18 protein-coding genes are annotated in these 18,265 nt (G+C 61.0%); 11 read left to right on the top strand and 7 right to left on the bottom strand.

Features of this window, described 5'->3' with window-relative positions; translation table 11 throughout:
- Nucleotides 1-25 precede the first annotated feature (25 nt).
- The 3 genes from rpoN (at nt 26) to ptsN (ending at nt 2,918) form a co-directional block, all read left to right on the top strand.
- On the top strand, nt 26-1,588 hold the full coding sequence (rpoN, locus tag HGO38_RS03680) for an RNA polymerase factor sigma-54 (RefSeq protein WP_250954584.1): 1,563 nt from the start codon (nt 26-28) through the stop codon (nt 1,586-1,588).
- A 226-nt stretch (nt 1,589-1,814) separates the two neighbouring features.
- A complete protein-coding gene (gene hpf / locus HGO38_RS03675) occupies nt 1,815-2,387 on the top strand; it encodes a ribosome hibernation-promoting factor, HPF/YfiA family (RefSeq protein ID WP_250954583.1) in 573 nt (190 codons plus the stop codon).
- Between the two features lie 66 nt (nt 2,388-2,453).
- Nucleotides 2,454-2,918, top strand: coding sequence for a PTS IIA-like nitrogen regulatory protein PtsN (gene ptsN / locus HGO38_RS03670; RefSeq protein ID WP_250954582.1), 465 nt, complete (start codon nt 2,454-2,456; stop codon nt 2,916-2,918).
- A gap of 34 nt (nt 2,919-2,952) precedes the next feature.
- Here ptsN and grpE read toward each other — a convergent pair whose 3' ends face one another.
- Complete coding sequence (gene grpE / locus HGO38_RS03665) at nt 2,953-3,585, bottom strand: nucleotide exchange factor GrpE (protein WP_250954581.1); 633 nt, start codon at nt 3,583-3,585, stop codon at nt 2,953-2,955.
- A gap of 160 nt (nt 3,586-3,745) precedes the next feature.
- Nucleotides 3,746-4,831, bottom strand: a complete 1,086-nt coding sequence (gene hrcA, locus HGO38_RS03660; protein WP_250954580.1) for a heat-inducible transcriptional repressor HrcA — start codon at nt 4,829-4,831, stop codon at nt 3,746-3,748.
- A 169-nt stretch (nt 4,832-5,000) separates the two neighbouring features.
- Here hrcA and rph point away from each other — a divergent pair, with 169 nt between their 5' ends.
- From rph to HGO38_RS03635, 5 genes are read left to right on the top strand one after another with little or no spacing between them, the layout of a single operon-like run.
- Nucleotides 5,001-5,717, top strand: coding sequence for a ribonuclease PH (gene rph / locus HGO38_RS03655; protein WP_250954579.1), 717 nt, complete (start codon nt 5,001-5,003; stop codon nt 5,715-5,717).
- A gap of 23 nt (nt 5,718-5,740) precedes the next feature.
- Entirely contained in the window at nt 5,741-6,154 is a 414-nt protein-coding gene (locus HGO38_RS03650) for a VOC family protein (RefSeq protein WP_250954578.1), read from the top strand.
- Nucleotides 6,155-6,166: 12 nt separating this feature from the next.
- On the top strand, nt 6,167-6,811 hold the full coding sequence (gene rdgB / locus HGO38_RS03645; protein WP_250954577.1) for an RdgB/HAM1 family non-canonical purine NTP pyrophosphatase: 645 nt from the start codon (nt 6,167-6,169) through the stop codon (nt 6,809-6,811).
- 6 nt (nt 6,812-6,817) lie between these two features.
- Nucleotides 6,818-7,999 (top strand): radical SAM family heme chaperone HemW, encoded by a 1,182-nt coding sequence (gene hemW, locus HGO38_RS03640; protein WP_250954576.1) that lies wholly within the window; start codon nt 6,818-6,820, stop codon nt 7,997-7,999.
- 34 nt (nt 8,000-8,033) lie between these two features.
- Nucleotides 8,034-8,771 (top strand): class I SAM-dependent methyltransferase, encoded by a 738-nt coding sequence (locus tag HGO38_RS03635; RefSeq protein WP_250954973.1) that lies wholly within the window; start codon nt 8,034-8,036, stop codon nt 8,769-8,771.
- 6 nt (nt 8,772-8,777) lie between these two features.
- Here HGO38_RS03635 and HGO38_RS03630 read toward each other — a convergent pair whose 3' ends face one another.
- From HGO38_RS03630 to mutM, 5 genes are all read right to left on the bottom strand, one after another.
- Nucleotides 8,778-9,371, bottom strand: a complete 594-nt coding sequence (locus HGO38_RS03630; RefSeq protein WP_250954575.1) for a class I SAM-dependent methyltransferase — start codon at nt 9,369-9,371, stop codon at nt 8,778-8,780.
- Between the two features lie 62 nt (nt 9,372-9,433).
- Entirely contained in the window at nt 9,434-10,990 is a 1,557-nt protein-coding gene (dnaA, locus tag HGO38_RS03625; protein ID WP_250954574.1) for a chromosomal replication initiator protein DnaA, read from the bottom strand.
- A gap of 850 nt (nt 10,991-11,840) precedes the next feature.
- Nucleotides 11,841-12,107 (bottom strand): 30S ribosomal protein S20, encoded by a 267-nt coding sequence (rpsT, locus tag HGO38_RS03620; RefSeq protein WP_250954573.1) that lies wholly within the window; start codon nt 12,105-12,107, stop codon nt 11,841-11,843.
- A 197-nt stretch (nt 12,108-12,304) separates the two neighbouring features.
- On the bottom strand, nt 12,305-13,078 hold the full coding sequence (locus HGO38_RS03615) for an enoyl-CoA hydratase (protein ID WP_250954572.1): 774 nt from the start codon (nt 13,076-13,078) through the stop codon (nt 12,305-12,307).
- 37 nt (nt 13,079-13,115) lie between these two features.
- Nucleotides 13,116-14,006, bottom strand: a complete 891-nt coding sequence (gene mutM / locus HGO38_RS03610) for a bifunctional DNA-formamidopyrimidine glycosylase/DNA-(apurinic or apyrimidinic site) lyase (protein ID WP_250954571.1) — start codon at nt 14,004-14,006, stop codon at nt 13,116-13,118.
- 149 nt (nt 14,007-14,155) lie between these two features.
- Between mutM and ubiE the strand changes: the two genes are divergently transcribed.
- The 3 genes from ubiE to HGO38_RS03595 all read left to right on the top strand — a co-directional run bounded on the left by ubiE (nt 14,156) and on the right by HGO38_RS03595 (nt 18,262).
- Nucleotides 14,156-14,932 carry a bifunctional demethylmenaquinone methyltransferase/2-methoxy-6-polyprenyl-1,4-benzoquinol methylase UbiE gene (ubiE, locus tag HGO38_RS03605; RefSeq protein WP_250954570.1) on the top strand — a complete coding sequence of 259 codons (777 nt, stop codon included), beginning with the start codon at nt 14,156-14,158 and terminating at the stop codon, nt 14,930-14,932.
- 62 nt (nt 14,933-14,994) lie between these two features.
- Nucleotides 14,995-16,569 (top strand): 2-polyprenylphenol 6-hydroxylase, encoded by a 1,575-nt coding sequence (ubiB, locus tag HGO38_RS03600; protein ID WP_250954569.1) that lies wholly within the window; start codon nt 14,995-14,997, stop codon nt 16,567-16,569.
- A 205-nt stretch (nt 16,570-16,774) separates the two neighbouring features.
- Complete coding sequence (locus HGO38_RS03595) at nt 16,775-18,262, top strand: sensor histidine kinase (RefSeq protein ID WP_250954568.1); 1,488 nt, start codon at nt 16,775-16,777, stop codon at nt 18,260-18,262.
- Nucleotides 18,263-18,265 lie beyond the last annotated feature (3 nt).

Genomic DNA, 18,265 nt, shown 5'->3' with positions numbered 1-18,265 from the left:
ATTGTAGGGGAGTTTCTCGTCCGCCATGGCACTTTCAGCCAATCTTTTCCTACGCCAGAACCAGTCCTTGGTCATGACTCCGCAGCTGATGCAATCCATCCAGCTGCTGCAGATGACGCATATCGAGCTTGTCCATTTCATTTCGCAGGAAGTGGAGAAGAACCCGCTGCTCGAAATTGCGCCAGATGATGGGGAAACGGGCAATGACAACAGCCGCGCCGACGCGGAACAGGCGTCTCAGGCGGAGAGCGGCGATGGCGACGGTTTCGAAGGGCGCGGGGAGAGCCTCGACAGCGACTGGTACGAGTCCGGTAACGGCGGGACGCTGAACGATCGCCTCGACACCAATTTCGACAATGCCTTTGCCGACGACGGTTCGCCCCAGCGCCTCGATGCACCGGAGCTGCTCGGTCAGTGGAAATCGATGCCGGGCAGTTCTTCCGAAAGCGGAGACAGCTACGATCTCGACGATTTCGTCGCCGGCCAGATCACCCTTCGCGACCAGTTGAATCAGCAGCTGCCCTTTGCGGTCACCACGCCGCGCGACCGCCTGCTTGCCCTGGCGCTGATCGATCAGCTGGACGATGCCGGCTATCTGCGCGCCGACCTTGCCGACATGGCCGAGCGCATGGGCACGACGCTGGGCGAGGTCGAAGGCGTGCTGGCCAAGTTGCAGACCTTCGAGCCGGCCGGCGTGTTTGCCCGCAGCCTCAGCGAATGTCTGGCGATCCAGCTGAAACAGAAGGATCGCCTCGACCCTGCCATGGCGGCGCTGGTCGCCAACCTGGAACTGCTCGCCAAACGCGATTTCGCGACGCTGAAGAAGCTTTGCGGCGTCGATGAAGAAGACCTGCTCGACATGCTTTCGGAGATCCGCAAGCTCAATCCGAAGCCGGGCAGCGGCTATGAGAGCAGCGTGCTGGAATCCGTCGTGCCGGACATTATCGTGCGACCCTCCACCGAAGGCGGCTGGCTGGTCGAGCTGAACCCCGAAACCCTGCCGCGCGTGCTGGTCAATCAGACCTATTTTGCCGCCATTGCCAAACGCGGCACCGGCGGTAACGACGACCAAGCCTTCATGTCGGAATGCCTGCAGACCGCCAACTGGCTGACCCGCAGCCTCGACCAGCGGGCCCGGACGATCATGAAGGTGGCCAGCGAGATCATTCGCCAGCAGGACGCCTTCCTGCTGCATGGCGTCGATCATCTGCGGCCACTCAATCTCAAAACGGTCGCCGACGCGATCAAGATGCACGAATCGACGGTCAGCCGCGTCACGTCGAACAAATACATGCTGACGCCGCGCGGCCTGTTCGAGCTCAAATATTTCTTCAGCGTCTCCATCGGCTCGGCCGAAGGCGGCGACAATCACTCCGCCGAGGCCGTTCGTCATCGCATCCGCATGCTGATTGCCCAGGAAAGCCCGGAAGAGGTGCTGTCCGACGACGACATCGTCAACAGCCTGAAGAGTGGCGGGGTCGACCTTGCCCGTCGTACCGTCGCCAAATACCGGGAGGCGATGAATATCCCCTCTTCTGTGCAGCGGCGGCGGGAAAAGCGGGCCCATGCCCGCGCTTTCGACGGATAGACATCAGACGGACGTCAGACATCGAAGCCGCGCCGTTGACTTTTGGCCATGCCAGAGTTAGAAGCCCGCCGCGACCTATGCAGGAAGGTTTCGATGGAAACCGCTTATCCCCAACATCCGACCGACGGATTCGGGTCTTGTAGACATTGCTGCTTGAAACGCTTGGATGCGCGCAGCGCTTGACGTAAACTGATACTCGCAAATCACGATAAGAAGGGAAAACTCCATGAGTGTGCGTGTATCCGGCAAACATATGGAAATCGGCGATTCGTTCCGCGTGCGGATCGAAGAGCAGATAGAAGCAGCTGTCACCAAGTATTTTGACGGAGGGTATTCCAGTCAGGTGACCGTGACCAAGTCGACGTCGCGTTTCGGCGCCGATTGCATGGTTCACCTGGACACAGGCGTCAATCTGCACGCTGCCGGTGAGGCAAACGATCCGCAGGCCGCGTTCGACATGGCTGCGGAGAGGGTCGAGAAGCGGCTGCGCCGCTACAAGCGCAAGCTGAAGGACCATCATGCCAATGCGCTGCCGAACAATACCGAGATCTTCTACACGGTAATGGATGCCGTTCCCGACGAAGACGAGGAAATTGCCGAGGATTTCGCGCCCACCATCGTGGCGGAAAGCTCGAAGAAGCTAAAGACCATGTCTGTGGCGACCGCCGTGATGGCGCTGGACATGACCGACGAGCCCGTTCTCCTGTTCCGGAGCCCGGGCAATGAAGAGCTGAACATTGTCTACCGCCGCAACGACGGCAATATCGGCTGGATCGATTCCGCCAATATCAAAAGCTGAGATGATGGGGAGCGGCGATAGCGCCGCTCCCCAGAACCTTGTTTCGGCGGCACGAAGGATTTGAAGATGGCCTTGGCAGATTTGCTGCAGCAAGACGCGATTGTACCCGCCCTGAGGGTAAACTCCAAAAAGCAACTGCTGCAGGAGTTGGCGGCCAAGGCCTCCAAACTGACCGGCATTGCGGAGCGGGAGATTTTCGACGTCATTTTGCAGCGCGAGCGGCTTGGCTCGACCGGCGTGGGCAACGGCATTGCCATTCCGCATGGCAAGCTCAACAGCATTGCCAAGATTGTCGGCGTCTTTGCGCGGCTGGAAACGCCTGTGGATTTCGAAGCGCTTGACGAGCAACCGGTCGATCTGGTGTTTCTGCTGCTGGCGCCGGAAGGGGCTGGAGCGGACCATTTGAAGGCCCTGTCGCGGATCGCCCGTGTCTTGCGGGATCAAGATCTGGTTGCCAAGCTCAGAGCGACCGACGCGGCTTCGGCAATCTACGCGTTTCTGAATGAAGACCAGGCGTCCAACGCCGCCTGATCGTCCGTTTCATAAAGATTTAGAGAAGGACGCCTCAGGCGTCCTTTTCATTGACCGGTACTGTGCCAGGCTCGGCGCTGGCTTCGCTTTTCTGGCCGCCCTTGGCCACACCCACCATGGCGGGCCGCAAAACCCGATCGCCAATGGTGTAGCCGGCCTGCACAACCTGGACGACCGTGTTGTTGGCGACATCGGGGTTTGGAATTTCAAACATCGCCTGATGGAAATTCGGGTCGAACTTCTGCCCGACCGGCTCGATCTTCTTCACGCCATGGCGCTCAAGCGTCGACAGCATGCCGCGCTCGGTCATTTCCACGCCTTCGATCAGCACGGCGAGACCGGCCTCGGCTGCCGCCCGCATGTCTTCTGGAATGGCATCGATGGCGCGGCGCAGATTATCGGAGACCGCGAGCATATCACGGGCGAAATTGGTGACCGCATAGGACTTGGCGTCCTTGACCTCTCGTTCCGTACGACGACGCAGATTGTCCATCTCCGCAGCCAGCCGCAGAAAGCGGTCACGCAATTCGTTGTTTTCGGCCTGGATCGCCTCCAGGGGATCCGGCTCCCGTGCTGTCTCGCCGTTCTGGTCCATGGTCTGCCCGTCGGCCGATTGGCTCTCAGAGCCCGCCGCGTCAGGTCCGTTCTTGTGTGTTTCGTCGGTCATGACGTTCTCCGGAATAAAGGTTTCAATCCGAGCCCGATATCAGGGTTTGGCGTGGAAAAATCAAGGCTTGAGTGGAAAGAACAGTACCGATCAGGCCCGAACAGCGATTCCCCGTCGTATCGGACGGCCTCCATGCGGGTGGGACAGCCGCTCCGGTGGCTCAGTGGGAATTGCGCGACAGGCGGGCCATCAACTGGGCCGTATAGTCGACCATCGGCACGATCCGAGAGTAATTCAAGCGGGTCGGTCCGATCACGCCGACGGCGCCGACGATGCGATCTTCACCATCCCGGTAAGGCGCCACGATCAGCGACGAGCCGGACAGGGAAAACAGCTTGTTCTCCGAACCGATGAAAATCCGCACCCCCGGCCCGCTCTCGGCAAGGCTCAATATCTCGATCAGGCTTTCCTTGCGTTCCAGATCATCAAACAGCAGCCGCAGCCGGTCAATGTCTTCGACGCCGGCCAGCCCCTCCAGCAGGTTCGCCCGGCCCCGGACGATCAGCCGGGTCGGCTTTTCCTCGTCGCGACCGCCCGACCAGACGGCCAGACCGCGTTCCACCAGATCCTGGGACAGAATGTCCAATTCGCCGGCGACCTGCTGGCGCAGCGTCACAAGCTGGCCGCGCACTTCGGTCAATGTCTGTCCGGCCAGATGCGCGTTGAGGAAGTTGGCCGCTTCCGTCAATTGCGAGGCGGTGATGCCGATCGGCAGCTCGATGATGCGGTTTTCGATCTGGTTCTGGTCGCCGACCAGAACGGCCAGCGCCTTGGTCGGTTCCAGGCGAATGAATTCCACATGTTTCAAGACCGGATCGGATTTGGCGGCAATCACCAGCCCCGCGCCACGCGACATGCCGGACAGCATGCGGCTTGCCTCGGTCAGCAGGCTTTCCATCGGCTGATCCGGCCCGGCGCGCATATGCCGGTCGATCGTGCCGCGTTCCTCCTCCGAGAGATCGCCGACCTGCATGAAGGCATCGACGAAGAAGCGCAGGCCGAGCTGCGTCGGCAGGCGTCCGGCGCTGATATGGGGAGAATAGATCAGCCCGAGATCTTCGAGGTCGCTCATGACATTGCGCACCGATGCCGGCGACAGCGACATGGGCAGAATGCGCGACAGGTTTCTGGAGCCGAGCGGTTCGCCCGATTCCAGATATGTCTCAACGATGCGCCTGAATATCTCCTTCGAGCGATCGTCCAGCGCCGTCGAGACCTCTTTGACCGGTATAGTCGGAAAACTCATTGCGCGCACTGGTGGTTGGATTTCGGATCAGATGAATATAATCACTCGCCGGCCGATCACAAACGGGAAATTCGTCAATAACGCCCGGCGGCGCCTGCATTCCATGGTTTTCCTTTGCAAATCACGCCGACCGACCTTAGAAGGCGGTAACAATTTCGAGGAGAGAACAATGCGGCCATCCGGCAGAAAAACCGACCAAATGCGCAAGGTGTCGTTCGAGCGCAATTTTTCCAAGCACGCGGAAGGTTCCTGTCTCGTCAAGTTCGGTGACACCCATGTGCTCTGCACGGCAAGCCTTGAGGAAAAATCGCCGCCGTGGTTGCGCAACAGCGGCAAGGGCTGGGTCACGGCCGAATACGGCATGCTGCCGCGCGCCACCGGCGAGCGCATGCGCCGCGAGGCCTCGGCCGGCAAGCAGGGCGGTCGGACCCAGGAAATCCAGCGCCTGATCGGCCGGTCGCTGCGCGCCGTCGTCGATCTGGAAGCACTGGGCGAACGCCAGATCTCGATCGACTGCGATGTCATCCAGGCCGATGGCGGCACCCGCACGGCGTCGATCACCGGCGCCTGGCTTGCCTTGCACGACTGCCTGAAATGGATGGAAGCACGCAGCATGATCAAGCCGGACCGGGTCCTGAAGGATCATGTCGCGGCGATCTCCTGCGGCATCTTTGCCAACCAGCCTGTCATCGACCTCGACTATCTCGAGGATTCGGCCGCCGAGACCGACGCCAATTTCGTGATGACCGGCACAGGCGGTATCGTCGAGGTTCAGGGCACGGCCGAAGGCAAGCCGTTCAGCCAGGACGAATTGCTGACCCTGCTCGGCCTTGCCACCCATGGCATTGCCGAACTGGTTGCCCTGCAGAAGCAGGCGATCGCCTGACGGAGACCCTAGCGAGGCCCACCATGACGCGCCCGATCGAAGGCATTCTGGAAACTGCGCTCTACGTCGACGACCTCGACGCAGCGCAGGCCTTCTACGAGGGTATCCTGGGCCTCGAAACACTGTCGCGCGCCGGCGACCGGCACGTGTTCTTTCGCTGCGGGGCCGGCATTCTGCTGCTTTTCAATGCGCAGGAAACCGAAAAGCCGGCCGCGGCCGGTGCCTTGCCTGTGCCGAGCCACGGCAGCCGCGGTGCGGGACACATGTGCTTCCGCGTCTCGGCCGACAATCTGGACCGGATGGTCGAGCGTTTGGCCGCTGCGGGCGTACCGCTGGAGGCGGACTTCCGCTGGCCAAACGGAGCGCGGTCGATCTATTTCCGCGATCCGGCCGGCAACAGCCTGGAATGTGCCGAACCCGCTCTCTGGGGTCTTTGATGAGGATGATGCATGCGCAAGCTTGAGACCAAGACGATCGTGGTGGCGAGCCACAATGCCGGCAAGATCGCCGAGATTGCCGACCTGATCGGACCTTTCGGCTTTTCGGCCAAGTCGGCTGCCGAACTGCGCTTCGAGGAGCCGGACGAGACCGGAACCACATTCGAGGAAAATGCGGCGATCAAGGCGCTTGCCTCTGCCAAGGCGTCCGGCCTGCCGTCACTGTCCGACGATTCCGGCATCGTCATCGATGCGCTGGACGGCGCGCCCGGCGTCTATACCGCCAATTGGGCCGAACGGGAGGATGGCAGCCGCGACTTCGTCATGGCGATGGAAAAGGTCGAAAAGGCTTTGGCCGACAAGGGCGCGACTGAAGCAGCGCAGCGCAGCGCCCGTTTCGTCAGCGTTCTCTGCCTTGCCTGGCCGGATGGCCATACCGAACTGTTCCGCGGCGAAGTGGAGGGCACCGTCGCCTGGCCGCCGCGCGGCGCCCAGGGCTTTGGCTACGACCCGATCTTCCAGCCGGAAGGGTATGACGTGACGTTCGGCGAGATGAGCGCTGAGGAAAAGCACGGCTGGAAGCCGGGCGATCCGCAAGCTTTGTCGCACCGGGCCCGTGCCTTCAAGATCTTTGTCGAAACCTGCCTGGAAGCCTGAACCCCGATGGCCGAGCCCTCTTCCCTTCTGCTTCCCGATACGGGTGAACCGGGTTTCGGCGTCTATGTGCATTGGCCGTTCTGCGCGGCCAAGTGCCCCTATTGCGATTTCAACAGCCATGTCCGCCATCAGCCGGTCGATCAGCCGCGCTTTACGGCCGCCTTCCTAACCGAAATGGCCAAGATGCGGGCGCTGAGCGGCCCGAAGACGGTCACCAGCGTGTTTCTCGGCGGCGGTACGCCGTCGCTTATGGACCCGGCGACGGTGGCGGCCATCCTCGACGGCATATCCCGCCATTGGCACATGCCCAACGGCATCGAGATCACCATGGAGGCCAATCCGTCCAGCGTTGAGGCGGAACGCTTCCGTGGCTACCGGGCGGCGGGCGTCAACCGCGTTTCGCTGGGCGTTCAGGCGCTGAACGATGCGGATCTGAAATTCCTCGGCCGGCTGCACAATGTCGAGGACGCGCTGAAGGCCATCCGCCTGGCGCGCGAGATTTTTCCGCGCATGTCCTTCGACCTGATCTATGCCCGCCCGCGCCAGGAGGTGAGCGCCTGGGAGCAGGAACTGAAGCAGGCGATTTCCTATGCGGTCGACCATCTGTCGCTCTACCAGCTGACGATCGAGGAAGGCACGCCGTTCTTCGGCCTGCACAAGGCCGGCAAGCTGATCGTGCCGGACGGCGATCAATCCGCCACACTTTATGAAGCCACCCAGGACATCATGGCCCGAGAGGGCATGCCGGCCTATGAAGTATCCAACCATGCCCGGCCCGGCGCCGAAAGCCGCCATAACCTCACCTATTGGCGTTATGGCGACTATGCCGGCATTGGACCCGGAGCCCACGGTCGCCTGACCCGCGGTCATGACAAACTCGCCACCGCCACGGAGCGCAATCCGGAGCGATGGCTGGAACTGGTCGAGCGCGATGGTCACGGCATGGTGGACCAGGAGATGCTGGGCTATGAGGAACAGGCCGACGAACTGCTGCTGATGGGCCTTCGCCTGCGCGAGGGCGTCGATCTCGCGCGCTGGCAGCAATTGTCGGGCCGCGATCCCGATCCCAAACGCGAGGCGACCTTGCTGGAGCACGGTTTCATCGAGCGCATCGGCAATTCCCGCCTGCGCTGCACGCCATCGGGCATGCTGATCCTGGATGCCGTGGTCGCGGATCTCGCCTGCTGACACTGTTGTCGAGCATTCCAGAACGGAGATTGTGATGCCGGTCGATATAGCCTTTGCCCACCACGACTTCGCACTTCTTTATGACAGCTTCAATCGTCATGGCGCCGACGGCGATTTCTACCTGCGTCTGGCGGGGACACCCTGTCGTATTCTCGACATAGGCTGCGGCACCGGGTCCATGGCGCTGCGATTTGCCGAGAACGGTCATTCTGTCACAGGCGTCGACCCGGCGCCGGGCATGCTGGCCGTGGCGCGCGCCAAGCCGAATCCGAACAGCGTGACATGGGTGGAAGGACAAGGCCACGACTTTTCCCTTGGGACAAGGTTCGACCTGATCATTATGACCGGTCATGTCTTTCAGGTGTTTTTGGACGATGCCGAAACGATCGCGGTGCTGGCCAATGCCCGTCGGCATCTGGCGACCGGCGGACGGCTGGTGTTCGAGAGCCGCAACCCGCTGGCCCAGGCCTGGGAAGGCTGGACCAAAGACCAAACCCTTGAGCAAACTGAGATTGCTGGGATTGGACCGGTCGAGGTCTTCTATGAGGTCCGCAATGTCTCGGGCGAATTCGTGACGTTCGACGCGATCTTTACGCTCAAGGCAACGGCTGAGACCAAGGCCAGCCCCAGCACTCTGCGCTTTGCGAGCCGGCAAACAATTGCACGCCAACTCGCAGAGGCTGGCTTTTCACAGGTCGAGTGGCTTGGCGACTGGGACGGCGGCCCATTTTACCCCGAAAGCTTAGAGATCATCACCGTGGCGCGGGCTTGACCCTTCCTATGCGCTCTTCAGCGCCATAACATACAGCCAGTCCGTCGGCTCGCCGTCATAGCCGCCACCGGCGGCGTTTTCGATCTCGGGGTCGAGCCAGCCGGCAGCGCGATAGATTTCCGACAGCCATGCGGCGGTTGGCCGGTTGTAATAGCGGCCAAACCGATCCGTGCCGGGCGAGCCGCCTGTTTTGTAGCTGGCATAAAACACGCAGCCTGGAGCCGCCGCCTTGAAAATCCGCGCCAGAACCGCCTGGAGATCGGCCTGCGGCACATGCAACAGGCAGGCATTGGCCCAGATGCCGTCATAGAGCTCCAGCGCATCGATCTCGTCAAACCGCAGGACCTGAACGGGCCGTTGCAGCCGCCGCGCGGCCTCGGCCGCCATTTCGGCTGTGCCGTCGGTCGGCGTCACGTCGAAACCGCGCGCCAGCATCATGGCGCTGTCCTCGCCCGCACCGCAGCCGAGTTCCAGAATACGGGCGCCGGGGACAAGCCGATCGAGGAAAGCCTCCAGGCGCACGGTCGGGATTTTCCGGTCGCGCGCCGCATAGTCCACGGCATTGGCTGCATAGAAAGCCACGGACGGATCATCAGCCATTTGGATTGGCACTCCTGACATCTAAAACGAAAGAGGCCGGCAAATCTGCCGGCCGCTTTGCTTCATGCGTTGTTTTCGTTGATCAGCCGCTTCAGCAGCTCGATCTCGTGGCTGAGCTTGGTATCGCCGCCGATCAATTCCTCGATCTTGCGCACGGCATGGAGAACCGTGGTGTGATCGCGACCGCCGAAGCGACGGCCGATTTCAGGGAAGGAGCGCGGCGTCAGCGTCTTGGCGAGATACATAGCGATTTGACGGGGCTTGACGATCACCCGGGTGCGGCGGTTGGACACCAGTTCCTGGCGCGACACGTTGTAATGCCGTGCCACGACCCGCTGGATATCCTCGATGCGGACGCGCCTCTGCTCGGCGGCACCCACCAGGTGGGCGAGAAGCTCATCGACCCGCTCGATCGACAGGTTCGGCTCAAACGAGCGGCGGAACAGCAGCTGGTTGAAGGCGCCTTCCAGATCACGACCGCTGCTGGCCACGTTGCGGGCCACATGGGAGAGAATCTCGACCGGAATATCCAGGCTGGCATCGTCCTTGCGGGCAGCGGCCAGGCGGATCTTCAGCATCTCGAACCGCATCTCGTAATCGGGCGATTCCATCTCGATGGCCACGCCACCCTGCAGACGGGACCGCACGCGCGGATCCAGCGATTCCAGCTCCCATGGGGCACGGTCGGCGGCAACGACCACCTGCTTGGCGCTGTCGAGCAGCATGTTCAGCAAATGGCAGAACTCGTGCTGGATGGTCTTGCCCTGCAGGAACTGCATGTCGTCGATGATCAGCAGATCGATATTGCGCAGGGTGTCCTTGAGCGTCAGGGCATCATTGTCGCGGATCGCGGTGGCAAAGCGCCACATGAAATATTCGGCGGTCAGATAGACGACGCGCGGCGCCCGCGGGCTCTGGATGGCCGCATTGGCGATGGCCTGCAGGAGATGGGTCTTGCCAAGGCCGACGGAGGAATGGATGAACAGCGGGTTGAACCGCACGGCACCGGCACCGGCTTCGGCGATCGTCTTGGCCGCAGCCACCGCGACCCGATTGGACGAGCCCTCGATGAAGGCATCGAATGTGTAGCGGGAATCGAGCGGAGAGCCGAACAGGGGGCCGAACGTCGCCGGACGCACAGCGGTGACGCTGCCGGACGACGCGGCGATCTGGCCGATCGACTGGGCGGCCAGCTTGCGCACAGGGGAAGCAGATGGCGTTTCGGCGGCCGGCTGACGCTCATCCGCCTGCGGGGTACGCGTATTGCGGCTGGCGGTGCGCACCAGGATCTCGACCTTCAAAATGTCGGGATCTTCGGCTTGGAAAATACTGGTGATCAAATCCAGATAACGATTGTTGATCCACGATTTCAGAAACGTGGTCGGGACGGTGAGACGTACGACGCTCTTCGATGCTGAATGCAATTTCAGTCGACCAAACCAGCTCGCGAACACATCCTGTCCGACTTGAGCCTTCAGCCGGATGCTGAAGCGCTCAAAGAGAGCATTATGCCTCATTTCAGAATTGTCTCCCGCCGCTTCGGAGAAAACGGCACTTACCGCCGCTTGTGCATGGTCCCCGTCAGCCAATGCACCGGCCGTCACTGTCGTCACTTGCATATCGCCGCCTTCCAAAATTGTCCCTGTGCCGGCCAGCCATTCATTGCTGCCCGTCACCTAAAAATGCTTCGCACTACACCGGCCACATAATGTCGCCCATGCAATACCCTTCGCGTACAGCAGAGATCCCAAGCCAAATGGGTCGCCGCCACACGCTATCGATCGGCCGTTACCCGATCATCGTGCGGATTTCTCCGCACCACCGCATCTTTCATCCTCGTCATGAAAGATACGGCCTCGCCCCCCAATGCTTCAGTTTCCGACTGGCCTTACACGGCACAAATTGGCCCATTGTTCCACCCTCCGGAATCGCGCAAAGATTCCGGCACAACGGCAATCGCTGTCAGAAAAAACGGAACAGTGAATGCTCCGCCCCAAGAGACGTGAAGGCTCGCTGATGTCTGGTAGCCAGTTACAGACCGCCCCGGGGATGTTTCCCGCGCCTCTTGTTGAAGGCCATTAAGGCAGGATCAAATGGCAAGATCAACAGTGAATTTTACGCAAAATTAAGAAGTGGCCATTGACTCGGGCGCCCATTTTTGACTGTCACAGAGGCCAAAAAAAGAATCGCTTTTGAATCAAGGAGTTTGGCTTTTTGCCGCCCGGAGGCAGGCTCGAAAAGAAAAAAAGAAAAAAATCACTTGACTCAAAACTGGGGTCACCTGCCGTAAAGTGAAGCTTGAGAACAAACCAAATACCCGCATAAGCTATTGATTTTTATATCATTTTTATGTCACGTCCCTGACATGCAATTGTCAGAAATACAACATAGCGGCGTAGAGCGTGAGAAAAACGCAAAAAGCCCGGCACATGATGCCAGGCTCATAGAATAATTTAATTTTGTCTTAAATTAGGCCGAAAGGGCCTTCACGCGCTGTGCCAGGCGAGAGATCTTGCGCGATGCCGTGTTGGCATGCAGGACACCCTTGGTGGCAGCGCGGTGCAGCTCGGGCTGGGCGGCCTGAAGAGCCGTCTTTGCGATTGTGGCATCGCCGGTCGCGATTGCTTCTTCAACCTTGCGGATGAAGCCACGTACGCGTGTACGGCGGTTCTTGTTGATTGCGGTCTGGCGCGCGATCTTGCGGGTCGCCTTTTTCGCCGACGATGTATTGGCCATGGATGCCTCTCTTCGAAATCAAACCAAACTCCGCCTTCGCCGCGTCGGGTCGTTGCGACCTGTCAATCCAGCAATTCGGGAGCAATCGTGGAAAAGCCAGAAGCTTTCCTAACTGTGGGCGGGCATATAGCCCGAAAGAACACGTCCGTCAACGCGGATTCTGAATCATTCTGCGCTGGAACCCACGAAAACCGGGGCTAGCGGTCCTGGAATTGCGGCTTGCGCTTTTCAACAAAGGCGGCCATCCCCTCCTTCTGGTCGGCCGTTGCAAAAAGCGAATGGAACAGGCGGCGTTCGAAGCGCAATCCTTCGCTCAAGGTCTGTTCGAAGGCGCGATTGACGCCTTCCTTGACCATGTTGAGGGACGGCTGCGAAAAGGAGGCGATTTTCGTCGCCGCTGCCACAGCCTCGTCGAGCAGGCGCTCCGGCGCCACGACACGCGCCACCAGGCCCGAACTTTCGGCCTCGGTGACATCCATCATGCGGCCCGTCATGCAGAGATCCATGGCCTTTGCCTTGCCGATGGCACGTACCAGGCGCTGCGTCCCGCCCATGCCCGGAATGATGCCGAGCGTGATTTCCGGCTGGCCGAACTTGGCGGTGGTGGAGGCAATGATGAAGTCGCACATCATCGCCAGTTCGCAACCGCCGCCGAGCGCAAAACCGGAGACGGCCGCGATCAGCGGCTTGCGGAAGTTTGTCACGGCATCCCAGCCGCTGATGAAGTCGGCGAGATAGACATCGACGAAATCGAGCGACTGCATCTCCTTGATATCAGCGCCCGCCGCAAAGGCCTTTTCCGAGCCGGTGAGCACCACGGCCTTGACGGCAGCATCCCCCTGGCAGGCGGACAGCACCTGGGTTAGTTCAGCCATCACCGTCGCGTTGAGGGCGTTCAGCGCCTGCGGACGATGCAGCGTGATGATGGTCACGGGGCCCCTGGTCTCGACGAGCAGCGTTTCAAATGTCATGTCTCTCTCCCCTGGTTTGAATCGTTGTGGTGTCCGGTTATCTCTGGCAGCGATGGCAATAAAAGGACGAGCGTCCTGCCTGAACCAGCCGCTCGATGGTGCCGGTGCAGCCCGGCGTACGGCAGGGCTCGCCTTCCTGATCATAGACACAGAAGGTGTGCTGGAAATAGCCAAGCGATCCATCCGTCTGGATATGATCGCGCAAGGAGGATCCGCCCGCCGCAATGGCATCGACGATCACGGCGCGGATCGCGTCGGTCAAGGCCAGCAGCGCCTTGGTCGGTTTGCCCGTGGCCGTGACCAGCGTGCCGACCGGACGGACCGGCGACAGGTGGGAGCGCCACAGCGCCTCGCAGACATAGATATTGCCGAGGCCGGCGATGGTCTTCTGGTCGAGAAGCGCCATCTTCAGAGGCTGTGCCTTGCCGGCAAAGCGCCGGGCCAGATAATCGGCGCTCAGCGTATTGCCGACCGGTTCCGGCCCCAGATCGCGAAAGGCCGGATAGAGATCGAGATCGACCCGCTCCGCCAGATCCATAAAGCCGAAGCGGCGCGGGTCATTATAGATGACCCGAAGGGTGCCGGCTTCGCCCTCCAGGTGAAAGACGACGTGGTCGTGCTTCTCATCCTTCGAACGCGGCCGGTGAAAATCGCCGGGAACCTCATGATCGCCTGCCCTCTCGATGCGGAACGAGCCGGACATGCCGAGATGGGCAATCACGGTGGCGCCATCCTCCAGATCGATCAGCAGATATTTGGCGCGGCGTGACAGGGACAGGATGCGCTGTCCGCTGGCACGCTCGGCAAGGCCTGCCGGGAAGGCAAAGCGCAGGTCCGGGCGACGGAGTTCAAGACGCTTAATCCGCGCGCCCTCCATGGACGGCGCCAGCCCGCGCTTTACGGTTTCCACCTCTGGCAATTCCGGCATTGCCGCTCCATCTTTCTGTTTCAGTCCCAGCGCGAGTGGTCTATAGACGGCGCGAAAGCAGGCGTCATTGCCATAATGTCGCAGAGATAGCGCAGCATAGTCGATTTCGCTATGGTCACCGGACCAAAACAGACGATGGAGTTGATCAGATGGCCGAAAGCCGCACGTCCGCCCAAGGCGGCATGGAAACCTCCTACGGCTTCCGCGACGTTGCTGAAGGCGAGAAGCAGGGCCTGGTCAACGAGGTCTTCCACAAGGTGGCCAAGCGCTACGACATCATGAACGATGTGATGTCGGCCGGCCTGCACCGGCTGTGGAAAGACGCCATGGTGGCAGCGCTCAATCCCCGCAAGGACGCGGCCTACAAGGTCCTGGACGTGGCCGGCGGCACGGGCGATATCGCCTTTCGCATCGTCGAGGCCTCGAACCGGCTGGCGCATGCGACCGTTCTCGATATCAACGGTTCGATGCTGGGCGTCGGATCTGAGCGGGCCGAGAAGAAAGGCCTTTCGGACAACCTGACCTTCGTCGAGGCCAATGCCGAGGAACTGCCCTTCGAGGCCAACAGTTTCGACGCCTATACGATCGCCTTCGGCATCCGCAACGTGCCGCGCATCGACGCGGCGCTTTCGGAGGCCCACCGGGTCCTGAAACGCGGCGGCCGCTTGCTGGTGCTGGAATTCTCCGACGTGGAAATGCCGCTGCTCGACAAATTCTACGACCAGTGGTCGTTCAAGGCCATTCCGCAATTCGGCAAGATGATTACCGGCGACGCCGAGCCCTATCAGTATCTGGTGGAATCGATCCGCAAATTTCCCAACCAGCGGGACTTCGCCGCGATGATCGGCAAAGCCGGTTTCTCGCGGGTCCATTTTACCAACTATTCCGGCGGCATCGCCGCCCTTCATTCCGGCTGGAAGCTCTGACGCATGGCGCAACGCTGCAGGATGCATCACGACCCCGCACGCCCAAGGATTGAACCTCAACGATGAGCATGATCGGCGCATATTTCCGGCTGGCGCGGGTCGGCTGGGTTCTCGTTCGCGAAGGCGTCGTGGCGGCCCTGCCGTCGGAAGGCCTGCCGCCGATGGCAGCCTTTGCCAAATCGACCGTGAGCCTTCTCACCCGCAATCGCGCCCTGAAGCGCGAGCGCTCCGACCGGCTGGCCAATGCCGTCGAACGGCTTGGACCCTCCTATGTGAAGATCGGCCAGTTCCTGGCGACCCGCCCTGATGTGGTCGGCCCCGATTTTGCCGAGGACCTGGCCGGCCTGCAGGACCGCATGGCCTTTTTCCCGACCGCCCTTGCGAAAGCCTCGGTGCGCGACTCGCTCGGCCGGCCGATCGAGGAGCTGTTTGCCGAATTCGGCGAGCCGATCGCCGCCGCCTCGATCGCGCAGGTGCATCCCGGTGAAGTGGAAACCGCGGAAGGCCGGCAGAAGGTCGCCATCAAGGTGATCCGCCCCGGCGTGCGCAAGCGCTTTGCCGACGATCTGGAAGCGATGTTTCTGGTCGCCCACCTGCAGGAACGCTTCCTGCCCCATACGCGGCGCCTGCGGCCCGTCGAGGTCACCAAGACGCTGGAGCAGACCACAAAGCTGGAGATGGATCTTCGGCTGGAGGCCGCAGCCCTTTCCGAGATCGCGGAAAACACCAAGGACGACCCGGGTTTCCGGGTGCCGAAGGTCGACTGGGTGCGTACCGGCCGCGATGTCGTCACCATGGAATGGATCGACGGCATCAAGATGTCGAATGTCGAGGCGCTTGTGGCCGCCGGCCACGACCTCAATGCTCTGGCCGACACGCTGATCCAGTCCTTCCTGCGCCATACGCTCCGCGACGGCTTCTTCCATGCCGACATGCATCCCGGCAATCTGTTCGTCGACGACCAGGGCATGATCGTCGCCGTCGACATGGGCATTGCCGGACGGCTGGGCAAGAAGGAACGCCGGTTCCTCGCCGAAATCCTGTTCGGCTTCATCACCCGCGACTACATGCGGGTGGCGGAAGTCCATTTCGAGGCGGGGTATGTGCCGTCCCACCATAATGTGGCGAGTTTCGCCCAGGCGATCCGCGCCATCGGCGAGCCGATCCATGGACAGCCGGCCGAGACCATTTCCATGGGCAAGCTGCTGACGCTGCTGTTCGAGGTCACCGAACTGTTCGACATGCAGACGCGACCGGAACTCGTCATGCTGCAGAAGACCATGGTGGTCGTCGAAGGCGTGGCACGCATTCTCAATCCGCGCTTCAACATGTGGAAGGCGTCGGAACCCGTCGTCTCCAGCTGGATCCGCGACAATCTCGGGCCGAAGCGCATTGCGACCGATATCAAGGACGGATTGAAGGCGGCCCTTCGGCTGGCGGAGGCAGCACCTGAGATCGCCGTCAAGACGGAGAAGTTCCACAGCCAGTTGATGCACATGACCGAGCACGGGCTTCGCTTCGATGCCGAGACGGCGCAGGCGATCGGCAAGGCGGAAGCCCGCCATACGCGGTCGGGTCGCCTGGCGCTGTGGATCATTGCCGCAACGCTGGTCTATCTCGCCTGGCAGATCACCTGAGGCTATCGTCCACTTTCGGGCATGCGCGTTTTTTTTGCGGCACTGCGGCTTGCCAAGCGGGCGGCCGCGGGATTGATGGGCTTCCTTGCTCGTGCTTTTCCTGACCTCCCATATGTAGCGTGCGGCCGATAATTCTGCGCTGCCCTTGAGATCCCGTTGATGACCGACATATAAGGGCTTAACTTCGGTAGCCTGGGATCGGTTCATGTCGACAAACAATGCCTCCTTCATCCGCACCACCTTGCTGATGCTGATCGTCGGAGCGGCCATCCTGCTCGGTATCATTCTGTCGTCCCTGTGGCTGGTCGACCAGACCCGTTCCACCTTCAACTACGTCGTCCAGGAACGAAATATCCGCAGCACCAGTGCCGATCTGCTTCAGAACCTTGTCGACGCCGAAACCGGCCAGCGCGGCTACCTGATCGCCCTCGATCAAAGCTTTCTGCAGCCGTATAACGAAGCGACATCGCAGATCGGCAGCAATCTGGAGCGCCTGGCAAAGCTGGTCAATGGCCGGCCAGTCAAGGAAGAGCGGATGCCGGAACTGCAGCGCCTGATCGAAACCAAGCAGGCAGAAATGTCGGCGACCCTTGCGCTTGCCCAAAGCGGCCGACAAGCCGAAGCAATAGCCGCCGTGCGCAGCGAAGTCGGCCGTGAACTGATGGACGAGATCCGCCAGATCCTGGATTCCTACAAGAAACAATCCGACGTGAACATCGAGACGGGCGTTGCCGAGCAGGTCGAGGCCATGAGCCATCTGCAGTGGTTCACGATCGGCGGGGCGATTTCCATCGTGCTCGTCGTCGGCGGGGCGATCCTGATCATCGGCCAGCATGTGCGCGATCTCTCCATCGCCCGCAGCGAAGTCGAGCAGCTGAATTCCAACCTTGAAGAACGGGTGAACGAGCGCACGGAAGACCTGATGAAGGCGAACCAGGAGATCCAGCGCTACGCCTATATCGTCACCCATGACCTGCGCGCGCCGCTGGTCAATGTCATGGGCTTCACGGCCGAACTCGATACGTCGTTAAAAGCCCTTCAGGCCTATGTGCTGGCCGACGGGCAGGCCTTAAGCGATCAGCAGATCCAGGAGGCGCGGCTTGCGGCGTCCGAAGACCTGCCGGAAGCTATTGGCTTCATCCGCTCTTCCACCAAGAAGATGGATGGACTGATCAACGCGATCCTGAAAATCTCACGTGACGGCCGGCGCCAGTTGAAGCCGGAACCGATCGACGTTAAGGCGCTGCTGGAGGCCACCGGCGCCAGCATTCACCACCAGATCAGCGAGGGCGACGGGCGGATCGAGATGGATGTCAAGGTGCCGGCCATCGTCTCGGATCGGTTGTCGCTCGAACAGATTCTCGGTAACCTTTTCGACAATGCTGTGAAATATAAACATCCGGAACGGCCCCTGGTCCTGTCCGTGCGTGCTATTGCCGATGGAAAGCGTATGGTGCGGATCGAAGTCGGGGACAATGGCCGCGGCATAGCGGAGGAAGACCACGAGCGAATCTTCGAATTGTTCAGGCGGTCCGGCCAGCAGAACCAGGTGGGTGAAGGCATCGGTCTTGCCCATGTCCGCTCGCTGGCGCGAAATCTCGGTGGCGAGATTACCGTCAAGTCGGATTTTAACCGCGGATCGACGTTCATATTGCGCCTGCCAACAGATCTATCGAAATTAGTACGGAGTTGAAAC

The sequence above is a fragment of the Rhizobium sp. CG5 genome (assembly GCF_023701945.1).
Lineage (GTDB): Bacteria > Pseudomonadota > Alphaproteobacteria > Rhizobiales > Rhizobiaceae > Allorhizobium.
This window is presented reverse-complemented; position numbering and strand designations above follow the sequence as displayed.